General features: G+C 43.6%; 9 protein-coding genes. 2 read left to right on the top strand and 7 right to left on the bottom strand.

Annotated elements, in window-relative coordinates; translation table 11 throughout:
* Positions 1-491: 491 nt before the first annotated feature.
* Positions 492-863, bottom strand: a complete 372-nt coding sequence (locus tag V6C11_RS03250; RefSeq protein ID WP_333529646.1) for a hypothetical protein — start codon at positions 861-863, stop codon at positions 492-494.
* Positions 864-1,586: 723 nt separating this feature from the next.
* Between V6C11_RS03250 and V6C11_RS03245 the strand changes: the two genes are divergently transcribed.
* Positions 1,587-2,552, top strand: coding sequence for an MBL fold metallo-hydrolase (locus tag V6C11_RS03245; RefSeq protein WP_333529645.1), 966 nt, complete (start codon positions 1,587-1,589; stop codon positions 2,550-2,552).
* Positions 2,553-2,972: 420 nt separating this feature from the next.
* Positions 2,973-3,410: a hypothetical protein gene (locus V6C11_RS03240; RefSeq protein ID WP_333529644.1), complete on the top strand. Its 438-nt coding sequence runs from the start codon at positions 2,973-2,975 to the stop codon at positions 3,408-3,410.
* 107 nt (positions 3,411-3,517) lie between these two features.
* Here V6C11_RS03240 and hisIE read toward each other — a convergent pair whose 3' ends face one another.
* From hisIE to hisC, 6 genes are all read right to left on the bottom strand, one after another.
* The gene (gene hisIE, locus V6C11_RS03235) at positions 3,518-4,198 is read right to left on the bottom strand and encodes a bifunctional phosphoribosyl-AMP cyclohydrolase/phosphoribosyl-ATP diphosphatase HisIE (protein ID WP_333529643.1); all 681 of its coding nucleotides are present in this window, start codon (positions 4,196-4,198) and stop codon (positions 3,518-3,520) included.
* 81 nt (positions 4,199-4,279) lie between these two features.
* A complete protein-coding gene (hisF, locus tag V6C11_RS03230; protein WP_333529642.1) occupies positions 4,280-5,038 on the bottom strand; it encodes an imidazole glycerol phosphate synthase subunit HisF in 759 nt (252 codons plus the stop codon).
* A gap of 3 nt (positions 5,039-5,041) precedes the next feature.
* Positions 5,042-5,773, bottom strand: coding sequence for a 1-(5-phosphoribosyl)-5-[(5-phosphoribosylamino)methylideneamino]imidazole-4-carboxamide isomerase (gene hisA, locus V6C11_RS03225; protein WP_333529641.1), 732 nt, complete (start codon positions 5,771-5,773; stop codon positions 5,042-5,044).
* Positions 5,770-6,381 (bottom strand): imidazole glycerol phosphate synthase subunit HisH, encoded by a 612-nt coding sequence (gene hisH / locus V6C11_RS03220; protein WP_333529640.1) that lies wholly within the window; start codon positions 6,379-6,381, stop codon positions 5,770-5,772. Before hisH ends, hisA begins: the two co-directional genes overlap by 4 nt.
* Before the next feature lies 1 nt (position 6,382).
* On the bottom strand, positions 6,383-6,973 hold the full coding sequence (gene hisB, locus V6C11_RS03215) for an imidazoleglycerol-phosphate dehydratase HisB (RefSeq protein ID WP_333529639.1): 591 nt from the start codon (positions 6,971-6,973) through the stop codon (positions 6,383-6,385).
* Positions 6,963-8,063, bottom strand: a complete 1,101-nt coding sequence (gene hisC, locus V6C11_RS03210) for a histidinol-phosphate transaminase (protein ID WP_333529638.1) — start codon at positions 8,061-8,063, stop codon at positions 6,963-6,965. The genes hisB and hisC overlap by 11 nt, the downstream gene beginning before the upstream one ends.
* Positions 8,064-8,066: the final 3 nt, after the last annotated feature.

Here is an 8,066-nt window from a genome sequence, read left to right as displayed (position 1 = left end):
CTACCTTATAGTCTAAAGTGGCTCAGCTTTTTTCCAGCGTTTCCACCATAATGGATCACATTTTTCCTGGCGTTAGTGGCTCAACTTTTTTCTGGCGACTGGCTCAGTTTTTTCTTGACAATCGCACATTAAGTCTAACCGAGTAAGCTAGGGTATCCACTAAATGAATTATCGATGTTAGAACTATCAATTGATATACGGTTTTTTCCATAATTTTTCCCTCCATAAAAGGTACAATTAGTAAATAAAATATAACCCCTTATTTTTAAGGAGTTATATTTTATTTGCATTTGATATGTGTTCCAAGTGCTTCCATTTTGTACGTTTAGCTATAATTATTGATTGTACCAGGTGCGATTGGCAGTATCTGCCGGTTAAATCTCGCAGTAGCAGGTGCTGATGAACTAGCAACTTTATTAGTTATGCTGAAAGTACCATAGGTAATTGGGCTAGTTATAACCAGGGGTAAACCAGAGGAACCATCCCCTGGTTTAACATTTCTTATCCACCAACTTTAACTGGCGTTTCTTATAAAACAGAAAAATAAATATAAGAGTATTTACTAAAAAGTTTAAGAAAATAATAGCGATAGAATCTTTTGTGTCTAAACTATTATAGTTAAAAATAAAGGATAATAATTGTATGGGGAAAATGAAAAATAAAACAAATCTAAATAAATATTTTATATATTGTAATTTATCTATCGTCCATTTATTAATATAAAAAAAACCGCAAAAAATAAGTACCAATCCAATAAGAGTATTTTCAATAAGATTTTCTGGTGTAAAGAAATTTTGAATAATCATGGTTATACCAAGAGCTAATGGTGCCCCACTAAAACTTACCTCATGCTTTTCAGACAATTTGGTACCCCCTTTATGGTAGATGTGCTTAACCACATCTACCATAAACATTTAAACTATAGCTCAGAACATACTCCATTTTGCCAAGCCATATTACAAGCTGTTTCACAAGCCCAGAACGTATTTGGTTGTTCAATAAATACCAAACATCCTTTAGTACAAGCAACGAGACTGGAAAATGTATAAACCCACTTGTCAAATATTCCAGCCCCTTTTAATTCTGAGAGGCTATTTAGTGAAACTTATATTGGAATAAGGTAAACTAAAACCACCTCCTTTATTTATAGACAGAAAAAGGTGGTTTTTGGTTTTAAAAAATTATCTTTTTATTTCGACATTATTTTATTTATAGGGATTAATTAGGAATACATAGAAATGTTATAAAATTTTTTGGGCACTTAGGGGGACGTCTATATTAAAACGATTTTTTATCAGTGAGCATTTTGCATATCAAAAATGCTTGGTTTTAAATCATCTGTTGACTTGCAGTGTAACTACGAAGTAGCAGCGGTTACTGCACCTACCAGGGCTGGTGCTTTTGTAGTAGCCATAACTGCTCTAGGTGGAACTGGAGCGGCTGGATATAGTTTATATTCCCCCTGTCACCTGCGGCCTTTGGATCACTTATATTATGAATAAAGGAATTATTATTGTCTAAAAAGAAATTAGAATAGTAATATATATAATATTGAAATTATTGTCCAATACAAAGGGGTGAAAATAATGGTGTCTGAAGTATTCCCCAATATTTATCTTAATGAAATTCCTCTACCTAAAAATCCGCTTAAAGCACTCAATAGTTACATATTTGTATCTGACAAAAGAAATCTAATTATTGATACCGGCTTTAACCTTGATGCATGCAAGGATGCTTTTATGAAGGGTGTTGAGGCACTAAATATTGATCTAGCCAAGACCGATTTAGTCCTAACCCATATGCATGTTGATCATTCAGGACTAGCTGATGATTTAAGAAAATCAGGCTGCCAGGTTTTTATTAGCAAATTGGATGGGGATATACTCAATTCTTTTCGTACTTCAACACATACTGTAATTGAGAAAATGAACAATCTGCTTGATCTAGACCAGAAAGGCCTGACAGCTAATAACAAGGATTTTGGCAAGGGCAGTACCCAACTACTTGATTATTGTCCAATCGATGAAGGAGATATATTTGAAGTCGGTGCTTATATACTGGAAGTGATCAATATTCCAGGACATACACCTGGCCACATTGCTTTATATGAACGGAAACATAAGTTGCTGTTTTCCGGTGATCATATTCTTAATGAGGTTACGCCAAATATTACCTTTTGGGGTCATGAGCTGGATAGTTTAGGAAAATATATCGATAGTCTCAAGAGGGTAGCTGAGTTAGATATTGATTTGGTCTTCCCTGCACATCGCAGCATGGTCAAAGATTATCATAAACGGATAAAAGAACTCATTATCCATCATGAGTATCGATTAGAGGAAATATTAGAAATACTCCGAGAAGGTAAAAAAACAGCCAGTCAGACAGCAGCAAAAATGCATTGGGATCTGATCTATACTAGCTGGGAAGATTTTCCTGGAACACAAAAATGGTTTGCCTCCGGTGAGGCTATGTCACATCTAGAGCATTTAGTCTTTAAGGGCATAGCCCAAAGAATAAAGGATAATGAGACTGTTTATTACCAATTGCTATAGGGTGTCAAGGGCGGGGTGACAGCGTGACAAGGGAACGGGGTTGTTGACATATTTTTTCAGTACATGTCAACAACCCCGTTCCCCGTCACCCTCAATATATAGCGATACATGAAACCGTTTACTATCTTTTTGTGTCTAATATATAGCATAAGAGAGGGAGATGTTCTTGAAGCAAGTTATTTACTTATTCATAAAAAATTTTTTAAAAATTACTGCTATTTTTTTAATATTTAATTTTTTGTTTGTTAAGATTCCTGTGTATCAAGCTGTTTTAATTTGCTTCGTTACTTCAATTCTTAATTCATATTTTATTTATGTGTCAAGGGGACGGGGTTGTTGACTTAATTGTCACCCCCCTAAGGTTAAAGACCCTAGTAGTGCCGAGAGGCACAACCTATAATGTATAATAGGGGGTATTTCATGGCTATTATAGGAAATAGATTAGTCTCAATACTATTTTTCATCGCTTCTTTCGAGGTTTATTTAATACTGCAGAAAATGATAATGACAAAGGTTTCGAATACGATTTTTACTCCCATTGAAGGGCAAATAATTCTGATATTATGCTCACTCGTTGTCATGCTTGGATACATATCACTTCATATTCCCAGCTTGTTAGAAGATAAAAAGCACTACACGATCGGTATTGATATTAAAAAACTAACAACGTACACTCTATTTGGCATCCTGCTTCACTTTCAATATATTATTTATTTTAATTCTAAGCTCAGTTTTTTACTTGGTAATAAATACTATAACATTTTGGTTAACAGTGATTCCCATGTTATCGCCTCTATACTTTTAGGGTATGGCATTGTTAATTCACTAACAAAAAACCAAGCTTCGGCACCATTATAGCATGAAAATTGTGACTCAATGAAGAAAGGGCGACTAGGGGTCGCCCGTACAATCCAAGCCCAGGCCATTATTACGAATAGCCAATCGCTAACTGCTAACAGCTAAAATCACTTTCTCCTTTTCGCCAACTCCCTGTATATTTCCTCGGTACGGACCCCTTGATTGGCCAGCAGCACCAACAGGTGGTAGATCAGGTCGGCGGCTTCGTAGGTAAGTTCTTCTTGACTGTTTTTGGCTCCGATGATTACCTCGGCGGACTCTTCACCGATCTTTTTGCAGATTTTATCCACACCTTTATCAAAAAGGTAAGTGGTATAGGACCCCTCCGGACGTTCTTCCTTACGGCTGAGGATCACCTGAAACAACTGCTCAATGATTTGCGGCCCCATTTGATCCTCTGGATTGCCGTAAACCATAGAAGGGTCGAATTTCTTTTCTCCCTGCACCGTTACAGTACCATCCTGGTTGACCTGGTTATGAAAACAGGAGCGATAGCCTTCGTGGCAGGCAGCTTCCCCCACTTGCTCAGCCAATACCAGTAGGGTATCAGCATCACAGTCATAATATAGGCCCTTCACCCGTTGAACATGGCCAGAGGTTTCACCCTTTTGCCACATCTTCTGGCGGCTGCGGCTGTAAAACCAAGTCACTCCGCTGGCCAGAGTTCTTTGCACCGCCTCCCGATTCATCCAGGCCAGCATGAGGACTTCCTTCGTAGCAACGTCCTGCACAATGGCAGGGATTAGTCCAGCTTCGTTATATTTGAGGTTTTCTAGGTTGAACTGCATTTTATCACCTACTTTGTAATATAGCCTTCAGCTTTTAGCTGTTAGGCTATTCGAAAATGGCCATGGCTAAAAAGCTGACGGCTAAATTCTCACCGGAATCCCTCGCTCTTGCAAATACCTTTTAGCCTGCTCGATAGTATACTCGCCAAAATGAAAAATTGAGGCTGCCAGGGCTGCATCGGCCAGTCCCTCGGTGAGGCCCTGGGCTATGTGTTCCAGGTTGCCTACTCCGCCGGAGGCAATGACAGGAATTTTCACATGTTGGGCGATGGTGCGGGTAAGGGCCAAGTCAAAGCCCTCCTTGGTGCCATCCCGGTCCATACTGGTAAGCAAAATTTCCCCGGCACCCAGTTCCTCCGCCCGAACCGCCCATTCCACCGCATCCAAACCCGTGGAGGTACGACCGCCGTGAGTAAACACTTGCCATTTTTCCGGTGCCACCTGGCGGGCATCGATGGCCACAACGATGCATTGACTGCCGAATTTATTGGCCCCCTCGGCAATCAATTGAGGGTTTTTTATGGCTGCGGTATTAATACCAATCTTATCTGCCCCGGCCTTTAGCATCAGCCTCATATCCTCCACGGTCCGAATACCGCCACCCACGGTAAAGGGGATAAAAACTTCCTCGGCGGTACGGCGAACCATCTCCACCATGGTGGCGCGGCCCTCGGAGGAAGCGGTTATATCCAGGAATACCAGTTCATCGGCTCCTGCCCGATCATATAGGGCCGCCAGTTCCACTGGATCGCCGGCATCCCTCAGGTTAACAAAATTGGTACCCTTCACGACCCTGCCATTGTCAACATCCAGACAGGGAATAATTCTTTTCATAAGCATACTTTATTCCTCCCCCATGGCTATGACCAAGGCCTCTGGCAGTTTTACTGCACTGGTATAAAGTGCCTTTCCTAGAATGGCCCCCTCCACACCCTGTGGCTCCAGCTTTTTAAGCTGTCGAATATCTTCCAGGGAAGCAACACCCCCGGAGGCGATTACTTTAAGGCCGCTGTCCCTGGCCAGTTCCCCGGTGGCTGCCAGATTGGGGCCGGCAAGTTTACCGTCACGCCGAATATCGGTAAAGACAATTCTCTGGATACCCATCCCTTTCATTTCCAGTGCCAGTTCCAGAGCCGTTTTCTCTACTGTTTCCCCCCAGCCCTGGATGGCTACCCGACCATCCTTGGCGTCGATACCCACCACGATCCTCTCACCATATTTCTGTCCGGCCTCTGCCACCAGACCCGGATTGATAATGGCTGCACTGCCCAGGATTACTCGGTTAACGCCCAGGGACAATAAATCTTCAATGGTAGCCAGATCCCGGATACCGCCCCCCACTTGCACCGGCACCTGGACACACTTGACAATCTGAGCAATGGCTTGTCTATTGCGGGGTTGTCCGGCAAAGGCCCCGTCTAGGTCCACCACATGGATAAATTGGGCCCCTTGCTCCTGCCACAACCTGGCCATACTGCCGGGGTCGTCGGAATATACCGTTGCACTGTCCATGCGTCCCTCTACCAGACGCACACACTGTCCTTCCTTCAAATCAATGGCCGGAAATAGGATCATACACCCACCAGCTTTCCAAAGTTCTCTAAAATACGCATCCCCAGAGTACTGCTCTTTTCCGGGTGAAACTGAATACCAAAAACATTATCCCGTCCAACAATGGCCGGAAATTTTACCCCGTATTCTGTTAGTCCCAGGGTAAGTTGCTCCTCGGTGGGCTGCACATAATAGGAATGCACAAAATAAAAGGCTGTCCCATCGGGTATTCCTGCCAGTAGGGGGCTTTCTCCTTTTATCTCCACTTGATTCCAACCCATATGAGGCACCTTCAAAGAACCGGCGGGAAAACGTTTTACCCGACCAGGGAAAATACCCAGTCCCTGGGTGCTGCCAAATTCTTCGCTGGATTCAAAAAGTAGTTGCTGACCTAAACAAATGCCTAAAAAGGGCTTACCCGCTTCTATCGCACCGTGAATGGCCTCCACCAGCCCGCTGTTTTTTAAATTATCCATGGCATCGGCAAAAGCGCCCACACCCGGTAAAACCACCGCCGCTGCAGCGGCCAATTGTTCGGGTCTTTGTATAATTTCCGCCTGGTAACCAGCCTGGCCGAAGCCCCTTTGTACACTGCGCAAATTTCCCATGCCGTAATCAATAATGGCAATCATGTTACAACACTCCCTTGGTGGAGGGAATCCCGGTCAATCTCTGGTCCCTGGCTACAGCCTGGCGCAAAGCCCGGCCCAGGGCCTTAAAGGCCCCTTCGATAATATGATGTGTATTACGGCCATTGAACATCCGAACATGTAGGGTCAGGCCGCCATTAAGGGCCAATGCCCGAAAAAATTCCTCCACCAGTTCCGTGTCAAAATTCCCCACTTTCGCTGTGGGTAAGGGTAAATCAAATTCCAAGTGTCCCCTGCCGCTAAGATCCAAAGCCACCAACACCAACGCTTCATCCATTGGCACCAGGGCATGGCCATAACGGACAATACCACTTTTATCTCCCAGGGACTGCCGTATGGTCTGACCCAAAGCAATCCCTACATCTTCTACGGTATGGTGATCATCAATATAGGTATCCCCCTGGGCTTTAATCACCAAATCCAAGGCCCCATGTTTAGCAAATAAACAAAGCATGTGATCAAAAAAACCAACACCCGTGGCAATCTGAAACTGACCGCTGCCATCAAGATTCACTTCTATGGCAATGTTTGTTTCAGAGGTTAACCGTTCAATTTTTGCCTGTCTATTTTGCATCCTGACAGGCCTCCCTTAGCTGATCGAGAACCTCGGCCAGTGCTTCGATAAAGATTTTATTTTGCTCCAGGGTGCCCACAGAAACGCGCAGGAAACCGGGCAATTCTGGCCCGCCCAGCTTACGAATTAGAACACCTTTTTCTAAAAGCCCCTGATAGATAACTTTACTGCTGTAATTGGTTCGGAAAAGAATATAGTTGGCCAGTGAGGGGAAAGGAGTTACTCCTTCCAGCCCCTGAAGTTGTCGATAAACCTGCTCTCTTTGTTCTTTGATGGCCTTAATTTGTTCCTGAAACAAAGCCGTATGTTCTAAAATCACCTTAACGGCTGCCTGGGAAAAGGAATTTAAATTAAAGGGTTGTTTCACCTTTTTAATTTGACGCAGCACATCTGGGTGGGCCAGCATGTAACCCACCCGCAGACCAGCCAGGGCAAAGGCCTTGGAGAAGGTACGCAGGATAACTAAATTTGGGTACTTATTTAATAGTGGCGTAAAGTCCTCTCCGCCAAATTCCAGGTAGGCCTGATCCACCACCACCAGGGAACTGACCTGCTGCAAAATACCCTCTATTTCCTCCAGGGTGGAACTGTTACCGGTAGGGTTATTGGGAGAACAAATAAACACAACCCTGGTCTCAGGTTTTCTGGCATAACTTATCAGTGCAGGTACATCAACGGAAAAATCACCGCGTCGGGGTGACGGAATGACTCTGGCACCGGCAATCATGGCGTGTATTTTATACATGGAAAAGGTTGGATTGGTAATAATCACCCGCCCATCGGTACCAAAGGTTAATAATATATTAAGTATCAGTTCATCGGAGCCATTGCCTGCCATAACCTGCTCTGGAGACACCTGGCAATATTGGGCAATGGCTTTACGTAGTTCAGTGGCTTCACTGTCTGGATAACGTGTCACCAGTTCACCAGCCACCAGGCTTCCAAGCTGCCTTGCTATTTCTTCCGGGAAGGGGAAGGGGTTTTCATTGGCATCCAATTTGATGACATCGGGATACAGGTGAGCATCGTAGGGTATCAGCTTCTCTAAATCAGGGCGAATCAGGTTGGCAACATTAAAAGTCTCACGCATCTT

Source organism: Desulfotomaculum sp. 1211_IL3151 (genome assembly GCF_036763075.1).
GTDB lineage: Bacteria > Bacillota > Desulfotomaculia > Desulfotomaculales > Desulfotomaculaceae > Desulfotomaculum.
This window is presented reverse-complemented; position numbering and strand designations above follow the sequence as displayed.